This window comes from Kovacikia sp. CALU 1929 (genome assembly GCF_056784235.1).
On record NZ_JBXBCF010000065.1, the window covers coordinates 488,822 to 514,322 of the forward strand.

16 protein-coding genes are annotated in these 25,501 nt (G+C 49.4%); 8 read left to right on the plus strand and 8 right to left on the minus strand.

Annotation, left to right across the window (positions count from 1 at the left end):
- The first annotated feature begins 319 nt into the window (after window positions 1-319).
- The gene (locus AC1S52_RS14015) at window positions 320-451 is read left to right on the plus strand and encodes a hypothetical protein (protein WP_482029633.1); all 132 of its coding nucleotides are present in this window, start codon (window positions 320-322) and stop codon (window positions 449-451) included.
- On the opposite strand, the gene AC1S52_RS14020 is transcribed toward AC1S52_RS14015, so the two are convergent.
- From AC1S52_RS14020 to AC1S52_RS14030, 3 genes are all read right to left on the minus strand, one after another.
- The gene (locus AC1S52_RS14020; protein WP_482029634.1) at window positions 442-7,989 is read right to left on the minus strand and encodes a cadherin-like domain-containing protein; all 7,548 of its coding nucleotides are present in this window, start codon (window positions 7,987-7,989) and stop codon (window positions 442-444) included. The two genes, AC1S52_RS14015 and AC1S52_RS14020, sit on opposite strands and share 10 nt — an antisense overlap.
- Before the next feature lie 166 nt (window positions 7,990-8,155).
- Entirely contained in the window at window positions 8,156-10,729 is a 2,574-nt protein-coding gene (locus AC1S52_RS14025; protein ID WP_482029635.1) for a peptidase domain-containing ABC transporter, read from the minus strand.
- A gap of 75 nt (window positions 10,730-10,804) precedes the next feature.
- Window positions 10,805-11,575, minus strand: a complete 771-nt coding sequence (locus tag AC1S52_RS14030) for a peptidylprolyl isomerase (protein ID WP_482029636.1) — start codon at window positions 11,573-11,575, stop codon at window positions 10,805-10,807.
- 596 nt (window positions 11,576-12,171) lie between these two features.
- On the opposite strand from AC1S52_RS14030, the gene AC1S52_RS14035 reads away from it, so the two are divergent.
- Complete coding sequence (locus AC1S52_RS14035; RefSeq protein ID WP_482029637.1) at window positions 12,172-12,810, plus strand: peroxiredoxin; 639 nt, start codon at window positions 12,172-12,174, stop codon at window positions 12,808-12,810.
- Window positions 12,811-13,090: 280 nt separating this feature from the next.
- Here the strand turns inward: AC1S52_RS14035 and AC1S52_RS14040 are convergent, their stop codons facing one another.
- Window positions 13,091-13,723 carry a Uma2 family endonuclease gene (locus AC1S52_RS14040; RefSeq protein ID WP_482029638.1) on the minus strand — a complete coding sequence of 211 codons (633 nt, stop codon included), beginning with the start codon at window positions 13,721-13,723 and terminating at the stop codon, window positions 13,091-13,093.
- 212 nt (window positions 13,724-13,935) lie between these two features.
- Here AC1S52_RS14040 and AC1S52_RS14045 point away from each other — a divergent pair, with 212 nt between their 5' ends.
- A complete protein-coding gene (locus AC1S52_RS14045) occupies window positions 13,936-14,910 on the plus strand; it encodes a cysteine synthase A (protein ID WP_482029639.1) in 975 nt (324 codons plus the stop codon).
- 30 nt (window positions 14,911-14,940) lie between these two features.
- On the opposite strand, the gene AC1S52_RS14050 is transcribed toward AC1S52_RS14045, so the two are convergent.
- The 3 genes from AC1S52_RS14050 to AC1S52_RS14060 are packed head-to-tail and all read right to left on the minus strand — an operon-like array spanning window position 14,941 to window position 15,954.
- Entirely contained in the window at window positions 14,941-15,078 is a 138-nt protein-coding gene (locus AC1S52_RS14050) for a hypothetical protein (RefSeq protein WP_482029640.1), read from the minus strand.
- Entirely contained in the window at window positions 15,079-15,612 is a 534-nt protein-coding gene (locus AC1S52_RS14055) for a GIY-YIG nuclease family protein (RefSeq protein ID WP_482029641.1), read from the minus strand.
- A gap of 18 nt (window positions 15,613-15,630) precedes the next feature.
- Complete coding sequence (locus AC1S52_RS14060) at window positions 15,631-15,954, minus strand: hypothetical protein (protein WP_482029642.1); 324 nt, start codon at window positions 15,952-15,954, stop codon at window positions 15,631-15,633.
- A 258-nt stretch (window positions 15,955-16,212) separates the two neighbouring features.
- Between AC1S52_RS14060 and AC1S52_RS14065 the strand changes: the two genes are divergently transcribed.
- The 5 genes from AC1S52_RS14065 (at window position 16,213) to AC1S52_RS14085 (ending at window position 24,384) form a co-directional block, all read left to right on the plus strand.
- Window positions 16,213-17,628 (plus strand): polysaccharide biosynthesis/export family protein, encoded by a 1,416-nt coding sequence (locus AC1S52_RS14065; RefSeq protein ID WP_482029643.1) that lies wholly within the window; start codon window positions 16,213-16,215, stop codon window positions 17,626-17,628.
- 364 nt (window positions 17,629-17,992) lie between these two features.
- Window positions 17,993-20,278 (plus strand): GumC family protein, encoded by a 2,286-nt coding sequence (locus tag AC1S52_RS14070; protein WP_482029644.1) that lies wholly within the window; start codon window positions 17,993-17,995, stop codon window positions 20,276-20,278.
- A 204-nt stretch (window positions 20,279-20,482) separates the two neighbouring features.
- Window positions 20,483-21,205, plus strand: a complete 723-nt coding sequence (locus AC1S52_RS14075) for a YdcF family protein (RefSeq protein ID WP_482029645.1) — start codon at window positions 20,483-20,485, stop codon at window positions 21,203-21,205.
- 348 nt (window positions 21,206-21,553) lie between these two features.
- Complete coding sequence (locus tag AC1S52_RS14080; RefSeq protein ID WP_482029646.1) at window positions 21,554-23,305, plus strand: serine/threonine protein kinase; 1,752 nt, start codon at window positions 21,554-21,556, stop codon at window positions 23,303-23,305.
- A gap of 170 nt (window positions 23,306-23,475) precedes the next feature.
- A complete protein-coding gene (locus tag AC1S52_RS14085; protein ID WP_482029647.1) occupies window positions 23,476-24,384 on the plus strand; it encodes a methylated-DNA--[protein]-cysteine S-methyltransferase in 909 nt (302 codons plus the stop codon).
- A 42-nt stretch (window positions 24,385-24,426) separates the two neighbouring features.
- Here AC1S52_RS14085 and AC1S52_RS14090 read toward each other — a convergent pair whose 3' ends face one another.
- Window positions 24,427-25,242, minus strand: a complete 816-nt coding sequence (locus tag AC1S52_RS14090; RefSeq protein ID WP_482029648.1) for a histidine kinase — start codon at window positions 25,240-25,242, stop codon at window positions 24,427-24,429.
- Window positions 25,243-25,501: the final 259 nt, after the last annotated feature.

The following is a 25,501-nucleotide window of genomic DNA, read 5'->3' on the forward strand; positions in this document are numbered from 1 at the left end:
GAGGGTACTACCATAGAGGGAAATCTATTTCTCTAATCAGAAACAGTGATTCCTACTTATGGGTTTCCCTTTTATGATCAATATAGAGAGCTTATGCTCCCTTCCATAGAGCGTTGCATGGTCAAGAATTTTCTTTCTCCGATGTGCAACGCTTTTCCTATACATACCCTGCAACAGCTTTTCAAATCTCTGGTTCTGATGGAGCAATCCAACCAACTTGACGAGACTCAATCAGAAGCCGTCGAGCCTGACGGTCAAGTTTGACTTCCCTCTTCTCTGTAAGAGCTTTCTCCACCATCTGGGATAGGCTGACATCGAAGTGAATGAAAGTTTCTTGATTCCTTCCATACTTAAAGAGACGCACCGTAGCGCGTCTCTCCAGAATCAAATTTCTAGAAGGGCGATCGCTGACTGGTTTCCAGGAGCGATCGCCCTCTGCCCCTATGGATAGTTGAAGGAGATGGTGATGAACTGTGTGGGTAACGTTCCTCCGGGACCACCATCGGAGATGCTGACCTGGAAGCTATCACTGGAACCACCACCTGACGAGCGATAGGTCACCCTACCAGCGTCAATGTCTGCCTGGGTAAAGGTCTGTCCGGTGATCAGCCCTACCCCATTCAGTTGCAGTTGGCCAAAGGTGGGATTGGGAGACGCAACCAGTGTATAGACCAACTGAGCAGGGGTATTATCCACATCCGTGACCTGAAGTACGCCTGCGCTAATCTCCGTAACCGATTCCACATCTCCCGGCACCTCAATAGATGGATTGGGGGTCAGCAGCACGGGCGCATCATTGACTGGGGCGACATTGATCTCAAAGATCCGGGTCAGCGAATTGGCTCCATCACTCACAGTGTAGAAGAAGGAGTCTTTATCATTCGGTGTCTCACTACCATTGTGCTGGTAAGAGATCAGACCCGTGTTGATGTCAGACTGGGTAAAGGTTTGACCATTACTCAAAACCGTGCCGCCGCGAGTTAGCGCTCCGAAGAGCGGTTGGGCTAACAGCGTATAGGTGAGCGGTTGGCTCTCTGGATCAGAAGTTTGCAGCGTTGACTGGGTAATTGTCGTTGTTGAGCCTTCTGAAGTATTCAACGGTCCATTGGAGACGACGGTCGGGGGATCATCTACTGGGATGACACTGACATTGAATGCGGTTGCACCAATGTTGCCACCGGCTCCATCGCTGACGGTGAAGGTAAAGCTGTCAGTTGTGGTTTCACTCCCGTTATGGCGGTAAGTGACCCGATTCTGGTTGATGTCTTGCTGAGTAAAGCTTTGACCAATCGACAGGTTACTGCCATTCAACCGCACGGTACCACTAGACGGCAGGTTAATCACCGTATACCGCAGTTGAGGTGGAGTGTTATCTGGGTCAGTGACCGACAGCAGGGTGCTGCCAATTGTGCCCGCAAACCCTTCAGTCACCGTCAGAGGCTGGCGGACTGCCAACACGGGAATGTCATTGATTGGATTCACCGTGATGTTAAAGACCGCCGTAGTCGGTTGACCGCCGCCATCATTGACGGTGAAGGTGAAACTATCGTTGAGGGTTTCACTGCCGTTATGGAAGTAACGGATCAGGTTGGAATTCACATCCTGCTGGGTAAAGGTGCTACCCGCCCCAAGCGTGGTACCGTTTCGGACCAAGACTCCGTTATTGACAGCGGCATCAATGGTGTAAACAAGTTCAACCGGAGTGTTGTCTACATCCGTTGTTCTCAACAAGCCGTTGCTAATCACCTGATTCGCCTGTTCATTCAGGGTCAGGCGGCTGTTGGTGACCAGAACTGGTGGGTCGTTGACCGGGGTGACATCAATATCCAGCGTGCGGATTACAGGTGTACCCGTTGCTGCACCGGTAAAGCCATTGTCGTTGACGCTGATGGTTAACCGATCTGTTCCAAAGTAGTTGAGGTTGCCCCGGTAAACCAGGCTGGAGAGGGCGGTGGCGATCGCATTAATCGTGCCTTCGTAGGTGGCACTCTGACTACCGTTGGCACCGGCAATGGTCGTCAATCCAGCAATGTTTGTCATGTTCAACGTCCCGTTGTTGACCGACAGGGTCAACCGCACGGGATTGGAACCTGAATCGACATCCGTGACCACAATGGCTCTGGCACCTGTGAACACCAGGTTGGTGTCCTCAGCTACGGGCACAGTTCCGGTTGGGAACGAGAGGAAGATCGGTGGATCATTCACTGGTGTGACGTTGATACTCAGGGTGCGGGTATCCGTCAGGGCACCACCGATGCCCGTGTTGCCCAAGTCATTCACGGTCACGACCGCCTCATCCGGTCCAAAGTAGTCGAGATTGCCTCGATAGGTCAGAGTATTGAGCACCGCATTGACGGCAGCTTGGGCACCTGTGATCGTCAGCAGCGACGAGCCATCACCCGTAACTGTTGCTGTTCCAGATGTTGCGGTCAGCGTTCCCTGGAGCACAGAAACCGTAACCTGAATATTTGCGGTGCCGGAATCCACATCCGTCACCGAAATGCCAGACAGGGCAATGGGGGCATCTTCAGCGCCAGCGATCGTGCTATTCACAACGGTCAGGAGCGGCGCATCATTCACCGCATTGATATTCACCGTCAAGGTCTGAGTCGCGCTCAGCGCCCCACCCGTGCCAGTGTTGCCCTGATCGTTGACCGTTACGACAATCCGGTCTTCTCCATTGATATTGGGTTTGCCCTGATAGTTCAAACTACTCAACGCCGCATTCAGGTTAGCCAGGGTACCTGTTAGGGTGACACTGTTGCTGTTGTTGCCCGTAATGGCAACCCCTGGAATGTTACTAAAGCTGAGATTACCGCCGGTTAACGCTCCACCAGGACCCTGGGCGGTCAGGGTAACGCGGACGTTGCCACTGCCTGCATCCACATCGTTGATGCTGACTCCCGGAATTCCCAGAACCGTATCTTCATCCACAAATTGGGTGCTGGGTAAGGTTAGGGTGGGTGCATCGTTGACCGCTGTGACATTAATTGTGAAGGTCTGGAATGGGGAGGCATCGACACCACCATTATCCGTGCCGCCACTATCACGTAGCTGAACAGTGACGATGGCAATTCCATTCGCATCCTGTGCCAGAGCATAGCTCAGGGTCCCGTTGGGGGCGATCGTCGGTTGCCCTGCGATCGTGAACAGAGACGGATTATTGTTGGAAACAATGAAGTTGGCGGTTTGATCAGATTCGTTTGGTGGCAATGGCGATGCAGGCCCGGGGCTGATATTGGTTGCCCATAGAACCGACTGCGGGGCTGAATCCTCAGCCACCGTGATATTGGTTCCTGGAGTAAAGCTGGGCGCATCGTTGACTGGATTGACCGTGATGGTAAAGGTATAGTCACTGGAGGTGTCTACGCCACCAAACTGAGTGCCCCCACTATCCTGTAGTCTCACAGTCACCGTTGCCGTACCAAAGGCATTCGCTGCTGGGGTATAGATCAATGCGCCCGTGGTCGGATTGATAGTGGGTTGTCCTGCCGTGGTGAACAAATCGGGATTGGAGTTACTGGAAATAAAGCTCAGCGTTTGGTTCAACTCATTCGCAGGTCCCCTAGACAGATCCGTTGCCCAACCCGTAACCGTCTGAGTTCCTGAATCTTCATTGATAACCTGATTGGCACCCCCGGTAAAGGAGGGCGCATCGTTAACAGAACGCACCGTTACAGGAATCGTGCGTGTAATGCTTTGCGGTCCGGGCGAACCGGTTGCACCCTGATCGTTAATGGTGACGGTGATAGTGTCTGTTCCGAAGTAGTCTGGGTTGCCCTGGTAGGACAGGTTAGACAGTACTCCTCGAACGCTATTAATCGTTCCCTCAATCGTCAGGCTGTTGGCACCATTGGCTCCGTTAATGAAGGACACGCCTGCAATTGAAGCCAGACTGAGGGTGCCATTGAGTGCAGATAGGGTCGCTCTGATCGGATTACCACCAGCATCAATGTCCGTGGTGTCAATGGTTGTTAGAACAAGCGGAGTGTCCTCGTTCACAGTCTGTGCACCAGGAACCGTCAATGTCGGCGCATCATTCACAGCCGCCACTGTAATGTTGATGGTGCCCTGGGATGTATCCGTCCCGTCATCGGCAGAAACAACCAGTGCGTCTGGACCGTTGAAGTTAGCGTTGGGAGTGTAGACCAGATTGTTCAGGGCGGTATTGAGTGCCGCCAGTGAACCGGACACAGTCACGCTGTTGGAGTTGTTGTTAGTCACCCCCGCACCTGAGTTCACGGTGATGATGCCGTTAGCAACGGAAAGCTGCACCGTGATTGGATTGTCGTTCTCAGGGTCACTAACACTGATGCGTGTGCCATTGCCAAAGGTGAGGAGTGTATCCTCATTCACAACCTGGATGCCGGGAATGGTCAGCACAGGAGCATCGTTGACCGGCGTTACGTTGATATTGAAGGTGGTCGTCGAAGTGCTGAGTAATCCATCAGAGGCAGTAAAGGTGAAGCGATCGCTCGTTGTTTCACTGCCATCGTGCAGATAAGACAACTGACCGCTAGTGATGGCAGCCTGGGTAAAGGTCTGACCCGTTGTGAGAGGGGTATTACCCAGGAGCAAGGTGCCACGGGCAGGTAAGGCACCCAAGGTATAGCTGACGGGATTAGGTCCATCGGGGTCTGTGACCAGCAGAGCGGTGCTGGAGATCGTGGAAGAGGTTCCTTCCGACAAGGTTAGCCCGGTATTAAGGGAAACCGCTGGTGGGTCATTGACGGGTGCGATCGAGATATTGAAGGTATTTGGACCCAGAGGCGATGGAATGACTCCATCGGTAATTGTAAAGGCAAAGCTATCGGAAACCGATTCACTTCCATTGTGGGAATACCGCAGTAATCCACTGTTGACATCGGCTTGCGTAAAGCTAGTAACAGGTGTGGTTGCCAGCAGCAAAGTGCCGTTCGCAGGGGCAGAAGCCACTGAGTAAACCAGGGAAGCGGGTGGCGGACCGTCATTATCCGTCATCAGCAACACACTGTTATTAATCAGGAATGAGTCGCCTTCCGCCAGGGATGCTCCACCGTTGTTAACCAGCACAGGTGCATCATTAACGGGAATGACGTTAATACTAAAAGTGTTCGACGCGAGAACGGTTGTCCCGTCAGAAGCAATAAAGCTAAAGCTATCCGCTAGGGTTTCGCTGCCATTATGCTGGTAGGTAATGCGGCTGGGCACCTGATCCAGGTCATTCTGGGTGAACGTTTGACCAATCGTCAGAGCTGTCCCAAATCGGTTCAGGCTACCGTTCGTAGGCAAGCTCTGAAGGGTGTAAACCAGTTGGGGTGGAGCATTATCTTGATCCGTCAGTCGCAGTAGTGTGTTTGTGATCTGAGCCGTAGTTCCTTCACTCAAGGTCAACCCAGTATTGGTTGCCAGCACGGGAGCAAAGTTTGCCCGATTAATCGTGATGTTAAAGACGGCAGGATCCAGTCCTGCTGTCGGTACAACATTAACGCCGTCCGTAATCCTGAATGTGAAGCTATCGCTGTTCGTATTGCCGCCATCGTGGTTGTAGGAGACTCTACCGTTGTTGATGTCTGCCTGAGTAAAGGTGCTGGTAACCGTTCCATCCCGGAAAAGCGTCCCTCTGGCGGGACCCGTTACCACCGTATAAACAACCTGATCAGGCAGGGTCAGAAACTCAGCATCGGTTGCAGTGAGTAGGGTTGAGAAGATATTCCCTGTACCATCCTGACCCACGGTTAGCCCCAAGTTGGTTGTCAACACAGGGGGGTCATTAAACGGAATGACGTTGACACTGAAGGTAGTTTGGGGAGGCGCTAAGAAACCTCCAGCTCCATCGGTGACGGTAAAGATAAAGCTGTCACTTGTGGTCTCACTGCCGTTATGGCTATATCGCAGTTGAGTGCCGCTATCAAGGTTGGCTTGGGTAAAGGTACTACCGGCAGTCAACGTTGACCCGTTCAATACCAGAGAACCATTGGCTGGTAGACTGTTGAGACTATAAACTACCTGGGAAGCTGGCTGCTCAACATCAGTAACCAATAACGTGTTGCTGGTTAGTATCGATCCTTCCCCTTCCGTCAATATCAAAACCTGATTGCTGACCAAAAAAGGTGGATCATTGACTGGGATGACATTGATCGTAAAAGGCGTGTTGGCGATCGTACCGCCTAACCCATCAGCGACGCTAAAGGTAAAGTTATCAACCAGGGTTTCTGACCCGTCATGGGTGTAGGACAATCTGCCAGCATTAATATCTGCCTGGGTAAAGGTGCTGCCTGTAATAATGGCGTTTCCGCTCAGACTCAACCCACCACGATTCGGTGGATTAACCAGCGTGTAGGTTAACTGGTTCGGTGAATTATTCTCATCCGTCACCAGCAAAAGGCTACTACTGATGGTTTGTGCCCCACCTTCATTGAGCGTCAGATTACTCTTGGTTGCCAATACAGGCAGATTGTTGACGTTAAAGCTCAACTCGTAAAAACTGCTTTCACCCGCTGTTTTTTGGAAAACTCGAATAAAGTAATTGCCCGGATTGAGATTAGTATTGATGCTTTCTGGGGCACCTCCTGGGTTCAGCGATTGCAATGGAAGTCCATTGACAAGGGCAACTGCTCCACTAGAGTCAAGAATTTGAATATCCAGATCGCCAGTTAAATTGCCACCATTTAACCCGGATAGGGAAAGTTCGATGGTAGTCGGGCTGCCCAGGAAAAAGCGGTAGTAGTCTTCTGGATCGGTTCCAGCCGCAGAGGTGCCAACAAAGTCAGTGTACGATCCGCTGGCATTTAAAGGACCGATTACAAAGGGATTGGTGGTAGTGTTCCCAGCTAAATCTGGACGAGTAGCTGGAAGATACCGAGTAAAAGGTGTAGTTGCCCGCCAAATTGGAGCCACTGTGACGAAAGGAGTGGAACTCGCAAAGGTTGTGCCATTTAGAAACCAAATTTGGTTTTCCCCTGTAACAACGTTTCGGAAAAGGAGATCGGGTTTGCCATCGAGGTTAAAGTCAGGCGTGCCCTGAATCTCAAAGTTTGTGTTTGGCAAGATGGGCAAATCCACGACTGTTTGGATGCGGGTCGTGCCGTTCATTAGCCAAATGACGTTTCCGCCACCTGCAAACTCCCGGAATATGATGTCCACATTTCCGTCATTGTTAAAGTCAGCAACACCTTGAATGCGCACATCAGAGTTGGGCAAGGGGTCAAGGAAGGCGATCGAACCAATAAATTCTGGCCCACTCATGAACCAAACAGCATTATCACCTGTAGCAGAATTGCGCCAGAGAATGTCATTGTTGCCATCCTTATTAAAATCACCAACGCCGCCAATCTGCCAGTCTTGGCTACCGACTGTGGGCAATAACACTGGCGAAACCAGTACGGATCCGTCCATAATCCAGATTCCGTTCTCACCGCTTACACGGTTGCGGAAGATGATATCGCTATTACCATCTCCATTCATATCACCGGCTGCCTGAATAACCCAGTCAGTAAAAACAGAGGTAGTCAGGGTGATTGATGCCAGGGAAGTGCCTTCCATGAACCAGATTCCATTTTCACCAGTTGAGTAATTCCGCCAGATAATATCTGACCGAGCGTTGTCGCTGGCTGCAACGCTGAGGGAATAATTGGTGCTTGGAGTGGTGTTGAGTGGGTCTAGCGGATCGGTCGCTGGGCCGGGAAAGACGTGGATATAGTAAGTTCCTGCATCCAGGATAGTACTGATTGCTTCAGGCAGGGTACCTGTATTGATTGAGCGAAGAGCGATACTGTTTGCATCAGTGATGACAGATCCTGAGCTATTCAGAATTTCAACGTTTGCGTCTGCACTCAACTCTGATAGAAGGAGGGTGACGCTGCTACTTCTGGTGAGCGTGAAGCGATAGTAGTCACTGGCATCTAGGACACCATTCTGTACGCCAACGAATTCCTGAAAAGTTTGCGCACTGGCGATCGGACGGATTGTTTGCGCAGTGGCTAGAGTATTACCGACAGTATCAGACATTGCTATGACCCCAACAATGGCTTTGCTATGATGCCCTTTGAGTCCGCAGCACGTAACAAAGTTTTCAGATCTTTACAAAAAGATTATCAATTACAATAAAAAGCTAAGGGATTTCACGGAGATTCCCCCTAGCGCTACAGGGTTATTACGGAAAGTATGCTTCAACCTAAACAGATGCTTGTTGCCGCTGATAAAGTGACCAGTATAATCCTTTACTTTGCAGAAGCTCGGCATGAGTACCCTTCTCAACCAGCACACCTTTTTCGAGGACGACAATCAGGTCTGCCCGCTTGAGAGGCGCAAATCGGTGGGCAATTAGAAAAACAGTGCGGTCTTGAGAAACCCGTTGCAGGTTTTGGAGGACCTGTTGTTCGGTCTCAGCATCCAGCGCACTGGTAGCTTCATCCAGAATCAGGATCGGTGCCTTGGAGAGAAAAAGCCGAGAGAGCGCTAAGCGCTGACGCTGTCCACCGGAAAGGGCGGTGCCTCGCTCTCCGACACTGGTCTCGTAGCCGTGGGGTAAATCACTGATGAAGTCGTGGGCAACTGCTAGACGGGCAGCTTCAATCACCTGTTCGGCACTGATATCAGGGTTGCCAAGACTGATATTTTCAATTACGGAGCCATTGAAGATAAAGTCTTCTTGCAGAACAACGCTAATTTGCTGACGCAGGGAAACGAGATCGGCACTTTTAATATCGAAGCCATCAATCAAAATACGCCCAGATTCCACCGAGTAAAGGCGTTGTAGCAGCTTGGAAAGAGTACTTTTACCAGAACCACTGCGCCCAACGACCCCAACCAGCATCCCTGGCTCAACATTAAAAGAAATACCGCGCAGAACGGGTTCCTGGGTGGGATGGTAGCGAAAGAATACCTGGTCGAAGGTGGTTTGCCCTTTCAAGGGTGGCAGCACTAACCCTGAACCGGCTTCGGCTTCGGGAGCGGTGTTGAGGATGTCACCAATGCGATCGACCGAGAGGAGTACCTGTTGAAGGTTTTGCCAGAGCTGTACCAGGCGCAACAGGGGACCCGTCATTCTGCCAGATAACATCTGGAATGCGACCAGTTGACCGATGGTTAATTTCTGTTCAATCACCAGGGTTGCCCCGACCCAGAGAACAATCAGATAGGAGAGATTGGTGAGAAAGTCAGCAATATTACTACTGATGTTTTGGGTCGTGGAGGCTTTGAAGCTTGTGCGGATGAAGCGTGCAAAAAGACCTTCCCAGCGATCGCGGGCGGCTCTCTCAGCCGTATGCGCCTTCACTGCTTGAATTCCGGTTACGGTTTCCACCAGGAAAGACTGGCTATCGGCACTACGGTTGAAGGTTTCGTTTAGCCAATTGCGCAGGATAGGAGTAGCCGTCAGGGTGAGCAAAGCAAATAAGGGAATCACCGCCAGCGCTGCCAGGGTGAGGATACCGCTGTAATAGATCATGATTGCCAGGTATACCACCGCAAAAATGGCATCCAGAATAACCGTTAGGGCAGTTCCGGTCAGGAATTGACGGATATTTTCCAATTCCTGCACACGCGCGATAGTATCCCCAACTCGCCGCTGCTCAAAATAGGACAGGGGCAGCCGCATTAGATGACGGAAAAGCTGAGCAGAAAGGCTCAGATCTAACCGACGAGCGGTGTGGGTAAAAATAAACAAACGCAGGATGCCTAACAGTCCTTCAAAGAAGGCAACACCGAGGAGGGCGATCGCCATAACATGCAAGGTGGGCAGGCTTCCCTGTACCATCACCTTGTCGATCACAACCTGAGTAATGACAGGGGTTGCCAAACCCAAAATTTGCAGAGTAAAGGATGCCACCAATACTTCCGACAGAAGCTTGCGGTATTTCATCACCGCTGGCAAGAACCAGGCAAGGCTAAACCGCTCCTGCTTCTGGATCGCCTCCACCAGCCAGAGTTGACCATTCCAGGCGGGTTCCGCGATCGCCCTTGGGACACTCTCACAGGTGCGGGTGGGGTTCAGCGGATCGCTAAGGATGAGGCGATCGCCCTTGATGGCATAGACCAGCACCCAATGGAAAGGAGCCGATCCTCGATCAGAGCCATTGGGAGATGCGCCATTATTAGTTCCCCCATCCCGCCACTGCATCAGGGCTGGCAGGGGTACCTGTCGTAAATCTTTCCAGGTAGACTCTACCCGTCGAAGCTGAAGCCCCAGTTTTTCTGCCGCTTCCATCACATCGGGAGGTTGCTGGCTCCGCACCTGGCGCTGCACCCACTCCATTTGGGCTGGGTTTTGCAGATGACTGGAAACCATTGTTAAGCAGGCAGCCGCCGTGTTGACACCAGGGACAAAGGGAAAGTCCGTGATTGGCTGGCGCGTCATTTCTGTCTGCGGTTGATAGCGTCCCCGCTGGGTTGCCCAGTACTGGGACAGATCAGGAGACGCGATCGCGCTCCAACTGTCCGACCGCCAAACCACTACCACCACATCTTTGTCAGCCGATCTTGCCTTCCACAAACCAGGAAGCTCCAAACAATCGCCCAGCCAGTCTCCCTGCTTGAGGATGATCGACGCTCCTTCCTCTGGTATCAGGCGAACCTTGCCTGCTAGCACCAGCATTTGACTGCCGGGACTATCCGTAGACCAGAGGGTTTCTCCCAGGCTATAGCGACGAGTTGCAGCCGCTTGCTTGAACTGAACCTGTTGATCAGGGTTAAGCAAGCTAAGGGGAGGGGCATCCCAGGGTAAATTGACGAGTTCATTGGCAATCATTGGACCACCTGAAAAAGCGTGGGGCTAAAAAAGAGAAAATCAACCATCTGTGAAGCGAACATCGATATCCAAGTCTTATTCACTAACCTGTAACTTAACTGTCATTGTCTGAATCTTCTCGGCGATCCAGCGCTCAAACAATTCATTTTGCATTGCCTGACGCAACTGGGCATCTTCCAGTGTCGCAGGAATAAATTGCTCAACCCGAAAAATTGCCCAATGTTTTTCAACTTCTACCGGTCCTACCAGTTCACCCGGATTGGCTGAATCGATCGCCGCCCTCAGGCTATCAGGCAACGTACCCCGACTAACCGGACCCATCATCCCGTTCGCCACTTTCTCATCAGCAATAGAATATTCCCGCGCCAGTTGCTCAAAGTTTGCGCCTTCAGTCACCTGGCTGTATAGCTCATCCGCCATATCTTTGCTGGGAACAACTATCCGGGAAAGCACCACCCGGTCAAAGAACAGCTTCCGCTCAATAAAATGCTCCTGCAATCGGGCTTCAGCCACCACCGCTTTCAGCTTTTCCATCTTAAAGCTGTTCGAAATTTGACTATGAAACTGCTCATAGTTAATACCATTCCGTGTTAACCATTCCTGAAATACCTGGGGATCTGTTAAGTTTTGTTTCAGGCGAAAATCAACGACCGCCTGCTCAACCATCGCAGGGCTGATGTCGAGATCCTGCCTTGTTGTCAGTTCACCCTCCAAGACATACTGCTTCAAAATATCTCCAATAAAAGGTTGGAGCTTCCCCGCTGCCTGCAAATATCTCAAACATTGGCGCAGGGAAAGGGGCTGTTCATCAACAATTAGCAGGGCTTTTGAGTCTTGTGATTCCATGAAGTAACCAGGTGTTTTAGAGAACAAAGTCTATCGTGATCTTGCCTAAATCCATTTCCGGCTTTTGATTAGATTTTATGCAAGCTTCACTAGCAAATCCGCATGAGTCCGTATAAATTCACGTATTCCAAAGACTTGTGGGTGATTGTACTGAGCGACTATATAGTGTTTCCTTTCTGGGGTGAGGTACCTCTCATCGTTGTGACTCAAGGGTTCGACGGTTATCCACATACCTCCCTTGAGTCAAAAACGCTATGGATTAATTCAGAGGGAAAATCCATTGGAGGAATCAGGAGAGCCGATAAAGTTGAAAGACTGATTGGCTTGAACCCGCAGCCAACGCTGTCATCTGATACCCTGATTCTGGTACTTTGATTAATTAAGGTTCAATAGCCACTTCAGATTCAACCCCTCACACCCGCTTTATATTAGTACCCAACCCCAACCGTAAAATTGCAGACCATCTAAAATTGCCAGCCAAAACCGAAAATAGATCTAAACTCCGACAGGAAAACCGGGTTTTGTGGCATGATCACAGAGTAAACGCAGAGTGAACATATAGACGCTCGTTCTAGCAATTTCAAGGAAATCCGCTTATGGCTTCTCTCCATCTCGGCGACACCGTACCCAACTTTACGCAGCAATCCAGTGAAGGCGAGATCAACTTCTACGATTGGGCAGGCGATAGCTGGGTGGTGCTGTTTTCTCACCCAGCAGACTACACGCCGGTCTGCACGACCGAATTGGGTGAAGTCTCAAAACTTAAGCCCGAGTTCGACAAGCGCAATGCAAAGGTGATTGCGCTCAGCGTTGATGATGCTGAATCTCATAAAGGTTGGATCGGCGACATTAACGAAACCCAGCGTACCACCGTTAACTACCCAATTCTGGCAGATGCCGATAAGTCGGTATCTGAGCTGTATGACATGATTCACCCCAACGCAAATGCGAAGGTGACTGTGCGCACGGTGTTTGTGATTGATCCCCAGAAAAAGTTGAGGCTGACTATTACCTATCCCCCCAGCACTGGACGCAATTTTGAAGAAATCTTGCGAGTAATTGACTCTTTGCAATTGACTGACCACTACAGCGTAGCGACTCCAGTCAACTGGAAGGATGGCGATGATTGCGTCGTAGTCCCATCCATCCCCACGGAAGAAGCAAAGCAAAAGTTTCCTAAAGGGGTCACTGAAGTCAAATCCTACCTGCGCATGACACCTCAACCGAACAAGTAAAGGCACCTGATTCAGGGTTGGCAGGGTGGTGACGGCTCACCCTGCCCTGCCTTTGAGATTCCTTTATTACTGAGGTCTGAAGGCAATAATTAGGATTTAGTCCGTATTCGACCACTTTTCAGATTCCTGGTTTCTGCTTGAGGTGAGTTCGATGCTCGATCGCCTGATTCAGAAATCCGGAATCTTAGTCGGCAAGTTGATCATTAGGTGGCTTAGAAAAGAATGAATCGCTAGTGGCTAGTTGTGAGTAATCGCTCCAGGTTTTTTGGGAAGCAAAAGATCAGGCGATCGCATCTGGGTCAACGCCCAATGCTCTTAATTGTGCCTTTAGCTGCTCTACTTGCTGCTCTGCTTGCCTGGCTCTTTCTTCTGCCTCCTGCTTCGCCACACTTTCCTGGCGCAACGCCTGTGCCAATTCGCTCGGTATTAGAAGCTTCTCACCTGTATCTTCGCGGTAAAACGCAATTAACGCTGCATCCACTTCCAAACGTAGTTGCAACGGTTCGCTGCGACCATCCGTAATCGGTTCGTACTGATTTCCCTGTAGGCGATATCCCTGCAATCGCTGCTCAATCCACTCACCCTTTGGGTCAAACAGCCAGTACTCCTTCACCTCTAGTTGCTCATAAAGTGTTTTCTTAAAAGTCTGATCGGTTTCTCTAGTGGACTGGGAAGTCATTTCAAAAATGACCCTTGGAACCTGACCTTCCTCCCAAATTTTGTAATTATCCCGCCCGCCCGGTGGTACATCAAAGATTACCATCACATCAGGAGCCACCCTTAGCTTGGGCAACCCCTGAGCATAGTAAAGAAACTGATTTCCTAAAACCGTTGCCTGACGACCCTCCAGATATTGCCGGAGAACTTCCAGCGTAACCAGGAGGGCGTAGAAATGAACATAGGTCTCCGCCACAGGTTCTCCGTCAGAACTTGGGTAAAAAACTTCCTTAGATTGAAGGTGAGGTAGCAGCGTCGCCATGACACCAATTGTGAACACAACTTAATTTTTATCATAACGATCCCATCAGTCCAGGCTTTCAACCACCAGTAATTTGATGGTGGGAGTTGAGACTTACAGATATTGAGCGAAAATTTTTAAAAGGATGTATTCAGGTAGTTTTTAGAATGGATATTAAGCATGGATTTGTTGGCACCGTAGGCAACACCCCGCTAATTCGGCTCAACAGCTTGAGTGACGAAACGGGATGCGAGATCCTTGGTAAAGCCGAATTCCTGAATCCCGGCGGTTCTGTAAAAGACCGAGCGGCCCTTTTCATCATTCAAGATGCGGAAGAAAAAGGGCTACTTAAGCCTGGAGGCACGGTGGTCGAAGGTACGGCTGGAAACACCGGAATTGGACTGGCGCACATCTGTAATGCCAAGGGTTACAAGTGCCTGATTATCATCCCAGAAACCCAATCTCAGGAAAAGATGGACTTGCTGCGGACTCTAGGGGCAGAGGTACGCCCGGTTCCTGCGGTTCCTTACCGGGATCCGAATAACTATGTCAAACTCTCTGGTAGGCTTGCCGCGGAAATGGAAAATGCGATCTGGGCAAACCAGTTTGATAATCTGGCAAACCGGGATGCCCATTACAAAACAACGGGACCTGAGATTTGGGCACAAACTGGCGGCAAGATTGATGCCTGGGTCACCTCAACCGGAACCGGTGGCACCTATGCTGGAGTTGCCCTGTTTCTGAAAGAGAAGAACCCAAAGATCCGCTGTGTTGTTGCCGATCCGATGGGTAGTGGGCTTTATAGCTACGTCAAGACTGGAGAAATCACAACTGAAGGCAATTCTATTACAGAGGGGATTGGTAACAGCAGAGTGACTGCAAATATGGCTGAGGCTCCGGCGGATGATGCGATTCGAGTGGATGATGTCGAGGCTGTGAGGCTGGTCTATCAACTTCTGGAAAAAGACGGCTTGTTTTTGGGCGGTTCTTCAGGAATTAATGTGGGTGCAGCGGTTGCCCTGGCAAAGGAAACGGGACCGGGGCATACAATTGTGACGATTCTTTGTGACAGCGGCAGCCGCTACCAATCGAAGCTGTTTAACCGGGAATGGCTGGCAGGAAAAGGGTTGTTGCCCACGTAAGAGGGAGGTTTGCCTTGCGACCATCCAATGCTACTCTAACGGTTTCCCAGAACCAGGGGAAAATGGCATGACTTGAAGGGCGCGATCGCCTCCTGGCTCAAACCGCTCCCCTGCCGAAACCACCAACCCCTTTACAAAACTAAATTCCCTCTGTTTTTGTGGAGCCAACTACTTTAAATCGAGCAAACCTGCCTCTTTTAGTTTGGGGTTGAACCGAGTCTCATCCTGTAAACCCCGTTCCCTGAGTAGTTCCAGAATCTCGGCTTCCACCCGACGGGCAACCTGCTTCAACACCTTGGTCTGGGTCAGCTCATCGATCGCTGAAGCATAACGGCTCTGCTCGTCAGAACTCATCATTATTCTGATATCAATCGGCTGGTTCCATTTCGCTGCATCAGAGTCATTACCCACAGGCAAAGAGCCATTCTCTGCAATCCATTGATCGCGGATAGATTCCAACACTGCACGGCTGGGGCGATCGATCGTCTTCACCTTCACCCAGAAGCAAGCTTGGGGCTGGCGCACGAGGTGCTGTTTCAAGCTGAGATATACATCCCGCGAATAGCCGATGTATTGCAAAATTTGATTTTGATCAAACACGGCGTAGACCCCCACATTAGCTTGAAACTGCTCAGGCAGTTGCCCATTAGAAGAAATGTAAGGGAGGAAGTCTAGACTAGCAAGAGAGGGAATATCAGTCATACGACGGGAGAGGTGAAGTCAACCAACCTTCCGATAAATTGCACACAGTCGGCTAGGCTTAAAAATCTTAGCTTTAAACATAAAGTTAGGAGGCACATTAATAATGCCATGATCGACAGCAGTGTAATACGGTTCAAACTCGGCGGGCATCCCTTTTGGTGTTGATTGACTATAGGGAACGGGTTGAAACAGAAGTTCTGTAAACTCAACCTGAGCACACTGCAACTGTTCAGTCACCTGCTTGAGAAACGCCTCACTGTTTAACAGATCAAACAGAGTGTCTCTGGCAGCGGGTTCCAAGACAAAATTTCCATCAAAATCATCAATAATCCTGAGACCCATGAAAAAGACGTGAAGGATAGAAAATTAGGATAACCATTAAGGATCCTAACCCGTTCTGCGATCGCTTTTTAGGAAGAAAAGGCTACCGGCTTAGAAAAGCCTCTTCAATGAAGATTAGGTAATGCCGAAAACACAACGGAAAGATAACGGTAGTATGGAATTGCTTTCAAGTCATTGAAAAATCTTATGTCACTGAGAGCCTCTGACGGTCGTTTTAGTCACTTTGCATTATTGGTTACACGTCTCACTGTATCAGCATTGGTTACAGCCTCCTCCCAGCTTGCCTTCTACGTTCCAGTCATTGCCCAACCGTCTGCTAGTTTGGCTACAAGCACTTCAAGCTCTAACACTCCTCTTACAGTTTTAGAAGATGCCTATACTTTAGGACCTGGCGATCGCGTTCGGGTTGAAGTCTTCAAAGTTGCTGAACTGAGCAGTGACAGTCAGGTATTGGTAGATGGGACCGTCAACTTGGCACGGATTGGAGCCGTCTCAGTTCAAGGGCTGACTTTGAAGGAAGCGGCTGATGCCATCTCTAGCCGGTACGCCAGCCTCCTCAAGTATCCAATTGTTAACGTCGTATTGCTTACTCCTCGTTCCGTGCAAGTGGGTATTTTGGGAGAAGTCAACCGTCCAGGAGCCTACACCCTATCAGCGGGGGAAACTGCTAGCCTACCAACCGTCACACGAGCACTACAGCAGGCAGGCGGCATTACCCAGATGGCAGATCTCCGGAATGTAGAGGTTCGGCGATCGAGGCAAACAGGAGAGCAAATTATCAAAGTTAATCTTTGGGATTTTTTGCAAACCGGGGCTGCACGTCAAGATATTACTTTAAGAGCTGGGGATTCTATCTTTATCCCCACTATCAGCAAAACTAACCTGGCTGAATCCATTCAAATCGCATCTGCTAACTTTAGTGCCGATCGGAGTCAGGCGCTCAATGTGGCAGTGGTTGGCGAAGTTTATCGTCCGGGACCGCATACCGTCACCGCCTCCGCCAGAACAGGAGCGGCGGGAGAAACGGGTCAGGCATCTGGGACGGGAGGCATCGAAACCCCACCAACTATCACCCGTGCCATTCAGATTGCTGGAGGGATTAAACCTCAAGCAGATATTCGCCAGATTCAGGTTCGTCGTCTGGCAAAAAATGGATCGGAACAAACTATATCGATTGATCTTTGGAAGCTCTTAAAGGAGGGGGATGTTAGTCAGGATATGTTCCTGCAAGATAGGGACACCATTGTTGTACCCACCGCAACTGAAATTTCAACCACGGACTCAATTCAAATTGCTGCTGCCAGCTTCTCTCCTGATAGTATTCGCGTCAATATCGTGGGTGAGGTGAAGAATCCCGGACTGGTGAGGATCCCACCCAACACTCCCCTCAATCAGGCAGTGCTGACAGCCGGAGGTTTTACAATTCGAGCACGCAAAAAATCTGTTGACCTGATTCGGTTAAATCCCAATGGCACCATCTCAAAGCGTAAAATTGACATCAATTTTGACAATGAATTGAATGAAACAACCAATCCACCGCTTTATAACGATGACATTATCATTGTCGAACGCTCTGGGTTGACTACATTTTCAGATAATTTGAGTAGCGTTTTGACACCAATTAATGGATTTCTGTCGATATTCAGCATCTTTAGGCTCCTAACGGGTCAGTGATTGTTGATTGAACTCCAAAAAGTTGAGTAATCTGGTGAGGTCATATGATGATGAATATTTAATATATGCAGTAGAAAAATTGATTGATTGAGTCTGAAACTGTCTTCTGTATTAACCGTCAGGGAGCAGCTACTAGGGATAGAGAGTAATCAGCATTTTCAGGCGTTGCCGCTCGAAGTTTCTTATTGATAGTCAGTTCAGTGGTTGTCATTATCAGTTTTTGGTCTATACACGCTCGTTTGATAAAGAATTTCTCGCAGGGGTGCACTAAACCAGGATTTAAATTGCATCATGGATATAATCACGTCGCCGTCAAGTTAAAGACTACTTCCCCTTCCACATCTAGTAATGAATGTAGTTCAATATGCAGACTGAACAGCATTATCCAGTGCCCCCCGGTGTTGACGGCAAACGTTTCCAGTGGCTACCGTCAGCCAACTCATCTTCCCCCAAAGATGACGACGAAGGTGGACTTAATCTTGGTCAGGTGTTTGCGGCTCTACGCCGCAAACTTCCCGTGATTGCTGGTGTAACAGTGGTTGTCACCTCTGCTGCAATGCTGAAAGCAATGACTAGCACACCCATCTATCAGTCTGGGTTTGAGGTTCTGACCAAGCCCGTCACGGTTGAAAGTCAGGTCATTTCGTCAGTTCCTCAAACTTTGAGTAACCGAGAACAGCAGCAGCAGAAGACCGTTGAGCAAGGCTTAGATCAAACAACACTCAAAGTTCTGAAAAGCCCAAAAATACTTTCTCCCATTGCCGACGAGTTAAAAGTCAAGTATCCAGATATCACCTATGACGAGCTAATGGCTAACTTGGTTGTTACTCCAGTCCCCACCAGTGAGATTTTAGCTGTCAGTTATCAGGACAAAAACCCAGATAAGGTAAAAGCAGTTTTGAGTCAAGTATCAGACGCTTACTTAAGCTATAGTTTGGAAGAACGTCTGTCAGATGTCAGGCAAGGTATCGAATTTGTGGATGCCCAGTTACCCCAACTGCAAAAGCGCGTTAATGGGATTCAGGATCAACTCCAATCCTTTCGCCAGCAATATAACCTGATTGACCCAGAATCAACCAGCAAGCAACTGGCAGATCAAACCAATACAGTTGGACAACAGCGGCTTGAAACTCAACTTAAATTGAACGAGGCGCGTGCTCTCTACCTCGATTTGACTCAGCAGCTTTCGCAGCGCTCAGATGAGCCGGCGGCTTCGTCAGCATTGAGTGACAGTTCTCGCTACCAGACGTTACTTAATCAACTGTTGAATGTCGAAAGCGAGATTGCAAAAGAATCTACGCTGTTTAAAGAAGATACACCGAACGTCAAGGTTTTACGCGATCAAAAACAGAACCTTCTTCCTTTGTTGAGTCGAGAGGGAGAGCGTGCTCAGGAAGCGGTTAGCAGCAAGATTCGAGAGTTGGAAACTCGTAATTTTATCCTGGCTCAATCTGAGGCAATGCTGAACCAGCGGGTAAAGCAATTGTCGGTGGTTTCTCGCCAGTACGCAGATATTCAGCAAGATCTGAAGATCGCCATGGAAAACCTGAACCAGTTTTTAACAAAGCGAGAGGCACTGCGGATTGATGCAGGACAGCGAAAAACACCCTGGCAGATTTTGACGGCTCCAGTCGATCCAGTTCCATCTGCCGCCAATGTTAAACGAACCACAATGCTGGGGGCTATCCTTGGGCTATTGCTGGGTGTCGGGGCTGCCCTTCTGCTCGATAAGTTGAGTAGCGTGTTCTACAGCCCTGAGGATATTAAGGAAGCCAGTAAACTACCGGTTTTGGGTGTGATTCCCTACAATCCAGATCTGGAAGAAATGCATGAGTTAAGTGTGGTTGAAAAAGTAACCTCCATAGCCGACGTTATGGGGTTGATGCAGCAGATGCGGCAGAAGTTCAGTTTTAATAGCGGATCCCATCCTGGTCAATATACAACTTCACCCTTTTTAGAGGCTTTTCGTTCTCTTTACACCAACATTCGCCTGCTTAGTTCTGATACCCAAATTCGATCGCTGGCAATTAGTTCCTCTTCCCCCGGTGAAGGCAAATCGACAGTCTCAGTTCATCTAGCTCTAGCTGCTGCCGCTTTAGGTCAAAAGGTTCTATTGGTAGACACCGATCTGCGTCTGCCTCAACTCCACAATCGATTGGGGTTGACCAACAGCTATGGACTGAGTAACCTGATTGCGTCTGATTTTGAGTACGAACGGGTGATTCAGCAGTCACCCATCGAAAGTAACCTGTTTGTTCTCACGGCTGGACAGGTTCCTCCTGATCCGACCAAGTTGCTCTCATCGCAGAAAATGCAGAACTTGATGGAACAATTCAAACAAACATTTGATCTGATTCTCTATGATATGCCCCCCTTATTAGGTTTAGCCGATGCCAAACTAATCGCTTCTAAAACGGATGGGATTGCAATGGTTGTAGGGCTGGGTAAAACCAAAAGTTCTGCACTAGCCCAGGCTTTAGAGAGCATTAAATTGTTCCAGGTAACCATCCTGGGGATTGTTGCCAATGGCTCTAAAGACTATGTTATGCCTCTGCCAGAGTCTTACCATCGTTATTATCCAAGTGAAGCAATTGAACCAACCCTTGAACGGGAACCTGCCTCTTTAGGAGTACAATCCCTGGATGATTAGTCTTGCAGCTTTGCCATAGTCAAGGGATTGTTTGAATAATTTGAACAAATAGTCACATCCCTGAGCATGGGTGTAGCATTCGGTCGGGGAGTGTGTAGAAATTCCAATCAACCAGGTTGGCAAATGCTATGCCCCTTATAAATTATTGGTATCAGCAAAAGGCTCTTGAGAGATGACTTCCGTATAAGGGCTTGGGCTAAGAGTGTGCCTATTATTGAATTTTTAATTCTGCTGACATTGATTGGAATCGCCTGGTTGATCAGCCCCCGGCGATGGCGGCACCGTGTTATCCAACCAGTTCTGATTGGTGTCCTAATTTATGGGATGGCAACCTCACCCATCGCAGCAAGTTTGGCACTAAAGGGTTTAACCTTTTCGTTGCCGCAAGATTCGGGGAGTTCAGTCGATGCCATCGTTGTTTTGGGACGGGGGGATTCCCTGAGACCTGAACGAATTGCACGGGTTAAGCAACTTTGGACGGACGGGCGGGCATCTCAGGTATTTGCCAGTGGAATGCTCGATGCCCAACCGATTGTTGAACATCTGAAGGAAATGGGGGTTCCAGGACAGGTACTTCAGGGTGAAAGCTGTTCACAAACCACAGAGGAAAACGCTCTTTACACATCAGCTATTTTACGTCCCCAGAAGGTCCAAAGAATTCTTCTTCTGACAGATCCACCGCATATGTTGCGTTCATTTTTTCTATTTCGTGGTTTTGGGTTTGCCGTTTTACCCTATTTCAGTCCCCTACCCCCGCAATGGAGTTCTCATGAGCAGGTAATGTTCATTTTTCGAGAATACCTCGCTTTAGCTAAGTATGCTTTGACTGGACGGTTTAAGGAGCGAGCTAATTTTGAAGTTGATAGCCCACCCTCAGATGTTCTTGAAAAGTTTTCTGACTGGAATTGCACAATAGAAAAAGCATAACTAAACGTTATAATCTCTAATAAATTATTTGTTTTTTCTAAATTTCACGTAGACTTTAAACTGATGGCTGTAGCATCATTGTTTCACCCACCACAGAACGGAAGGAAGTATAAATCCATTCTGATTTGCTTTAACAGTATATGTTTTTAACTATCTTGATGTTGGCAAATGGTAGTTCGTAATTGCTCAGATTGATTCTATATAGAATTGTTTACTATATATGGCTTAAGCCCGTTGCTGGAAAAGGGTTTCATTGAGTTCAGGTATAGACGAAGTGGCAGTTGGTCTTTTGGCAAGACATGCATGAAGCATTGAGATTTCTCCCTTTCAACAAATCTGACAATTATCATGAGTACCTTTCCAGATTTTTTTCAGTATGGCTACTCCGTTGAAAAGGAGTTAGGACACAATCGAGCCGGAGGTCGAGTCACCTACCTCGCGCTAGATGCGAAAGCTGAACAACAGGTTGTGATTAAGCAGTTTCAGTTTGCCAAAACAGGTTCAAGCTGGTCAGACTATGATGCCTATGATCGGGAGATCCAATTACTGAAGGATCTCAACCATCCAGGTATTCCGCGCTATCTCGATAGCTTCCATACGGCAGATGGATTTTGCATGGTTCAGGAGTATAAGCCTGCAATATCTTTATCAGAGTCGCGTAGCTTTAATCCGGACAATATTAAACAAATTGCGATCGCAGCCCTGGAAATTCTAGTTTATCTACAAAACCGGATTCCACCTGTGATTCATCGTGATATCAAACCCGCCAATATTCTGGTCAGCGACGCAAGCAGTGTGTATCTAGTTGATTTTGGCTTTGCCCATATTGGCGAGGGCGAAGTGGGCGTTAGCAGTGTGGTGAAAGGAACCCTCGGCTTTATGCCACCGGAGCAATTGTTCAACCGTCAGTTAACAGAAGCATCCGATCTCTACGGCTTAGGTATGACTTTAATCTGCCTCCTGACCGGCACGACAGCGGATCGGATTGGAGATCTGGTTGACATTAGCTACCGCGTCAGTTTCAAACATCTGGTTCCCAAATTAAATGCGCACTGGGTCAACTGGCTGGAGAAGATGGTAGAGCCACGTTTGAAGGATCGCTTCCCTAATGCAGTCACTGCCCTAGCCGCCGTGCCGGTGTCACCTCTGCGTCCTCCAGAGGCTCAATTTAGCCAGTCCAATGTAGAACTGAGAGCTGCCCGTCTGGGTGAGCTTCTGACCTATACCGTCGTGATTACGAATCCTATTCCAGACACGATTCTGGAAGGGCATTGGGAAATGGCACCCCATCCCAACGATCCATCCCGTGAATTGTTTCGTTGGATTTCTGTTACACCTTCAACCTTTGTTGACAACCAGGTGGATTGCCAGATTACGGTAGACACGCGAAAGCTAATGGCCTGTAAAACCTATCATCGCAGGCTTTTATTGCAGACAAATACCCTGGCAAAGACCTATTCTCTCAATTTACTGATTCAAACCGCTCCTGTCCCGGTTGACTCCACCCTGCTGCCCTATGGAATGCTATCCCTTTTGGGGTTATTTTCCCTGGGAATCAGTTGGATGATTGCCTGGATAGTGCTAATTGCAGGGGCAGTAGCGGAATCTTCTGGAATGGCAGGGTTTGGTGCAGTAGTGGGAGGTGGAATTGGGCTGGAGCTAGCTGCCTGGTTGATGCGGTCTTCGGGCTGGCGGGTCGGGTCAACTGCCAGCACTCTGGCGGCGCTTTCCGTGGGAGCGGTTGGATTGATGAGGGTGCTGGCAGGCTCAATCTCTGCAACCGGACCTGTCATTATCGTTGGGGCAGTGACCGGAATGATCGGAGGGGCGATCGCTGGCATCGCCCTTGGAACCATCGTTGAAAAACTAATCGCTCAAGGACAGTCCAAAGGACGGGCGATCGCAGCTTCTCTGTTGACCACAACCTTAGGAACCAGCGTAGGGCTGGGGTTAGCCACGACCTTTGCCCATCCCCTCATTCTCACCCTATTAGTCGTGAGTAGCTTAGTCCTGTTTACAGCCATTGCTAATCTACACTTACGGCGGATGCAGACTCTTTTTTCCCACAGCAAATCCGAGCGATATTTGATCAAACCTTAGCGGAATCGCACTCGTTTGACGGTAACTCATCCCCTCATCCACCGCCGCGAAGTTCTAATCGCAATACCCAATCCCAAGAAAAATCCCAAGAAACGGGTGGTTCTGAAGCCATGCAGTCAGTAAAGTGAAAAAAATGCCAAAAAATCCTTCACCTCAGACTGTGTGGCTTTATGAACAGCATGGGTATTTGTGAGAGCAGTCAAGACTATCGCCGCATAGCTCAGGCGATCGCATTTATGCGGCAGCATCACTTGAGCCAACCAAATTTAGCAACCGTCGCCCAGCACATTGAGCTGAGTGAAGATCACTTTCAACGGTTGTTTACTCAGTGGGCAGGGATTAGCCCCAAACGGTTTTTACAGTACCTCACGATTGAATATGCCAAGTCAAAGATCATTCAGACTAAAAGCCTGTTAGATCTGACTCTGGATGTAGGGTTGTCGAGTCCAGGGCGCTTACACGATTTGTTTGTAAATGTCGAAGCGATGTCTCCGGGTGAGTTTAAAGCAGGCGGCGCAGGGCTACAAATCACCTATGGGATCCATGACACCCCTTTCGGTGAATCCCTCTTGGCAACAACCGCACGCGGGATTTGTAATCTCCATTTCCTCGGTACCTCCAATCAGCAAGTTGCTGAGCAATCCCTGCGGCAGCGCTGGCAACGGGCTGAACTGATTTACGCCCCTCAAACAACCCAACCCCTGCACGATCTGATTTTTAACCCTGAAGCCGTCAGCATAGATTTGGCTGCGGTTTCAGAACCGCACAAGCCATTAACGCTGCTAGTCAAGGGCACTAATTTTCAGATTCAGGTCTGGCGGGCGCTGTTAAGCGTGCCCTTTGGAGGGGTAACCACCTATCAGGCGATCGCCGAGTTGATTGGTCGCCCCACCGCTGCCAGAGCCGTTGGCAGTGCAGTTGGCAGGAACGTGATCGCCTACCTGATTCCCTGCCATCGTGTCATTCGAGAATCAGGGGAACTGGGTGGTTACTACTGGGGGTTGGAGCGTAAAACGGCGATGTTGGGCTGGGAAGCCAGCCATGCCATAGAAGAGGCTAGGGAAGGGGCAACCCGCTAATCGCCAATCATGGATCAAGAAACTGGAACGGGTGCAACTAATTTATAGCTCGTCCTCAGATGGGGGCAGTTGAGCGATTGGTTTTGCCTTGCTGCTGTCTTCCTTCATTGCCCCGGCTGCTTGATGCAGCAGGTCATTCAGGAGTTGGCGCACCTGGGTCTCCCGCCGACTGAGGGCGGCCCCGGCTTCGGTAATTTTCTGTTGCAGTTGGGACACGGTCTGATCTGTCTGTCCTTTCAACTCTTCTGCTCTGGGCTGCACCTTGTTGTACCAGTTTTTAGCTTCTTCCAAATGCCCCTGTGCCCGGTCATAGTAGGGACCACTACGTGCTGCCAGATTTGCCCGTAACAGTGCTATCTGCGCTTGCAATTGAGCATAACGCTGTTTGAGCAGGATGACCTCTTCACTGCTCTGGATAGTAGCGATCGCCGCTTCTACCTGCTCTCGCACTTTGTCGGGTGCCTCTTGTCCAGCTTCTTGCATCGCGACCAGGCTGCTCTCAATCTCCTGCTCTAAAGCCGCTTCTTCAGTTTCGAGGGTTGCCTCTAGCTGTTTGATACTGGCTTCGGTCTCAGCAATCTTTTCCTGACGCTTGCGGCTAATCCCATCAACCACGCCTTCAACAGTGGCTTCAACCTCTTCCTTCACTTCGCTACTGGTTTCCTGAATGGCAGCGATCGCCGTAGAAAAGGCATCCTTTACCAGTAAACGCAGTTCGCTAGAGCCTTCTTTCAACTCGGTTTTAATGTCTGAAATGGCAGAGTAAAGGACTTCACGGATGCGATCGCTGCGCAATTTACCCGTATCTTTCGCCTGTTTCAAATCGGATGAAATTCGTTCTTTTACTGAACCAGCCATTGTTAAACTCCCATATCATTTTTCTCCATGCTGGCAAACAAGCTTCAAATTGCACACCCTCTTAAGCAGGAAACCGGGGTGATGGGGTGATGGGGTGATGGGGTGAAGAGGTGATGAGGTGATGAGGTGATGAGGTTGCTCCTTCACTCCTTCACTCCTTCACTCCTCCACTCCTTCACTCCCTCATTCCTCCACTCCTCCACTCCTTCACTCTATCGGTGTCAAGATGGACATGGTTTAGCAAGTTTAGAATCGGTGG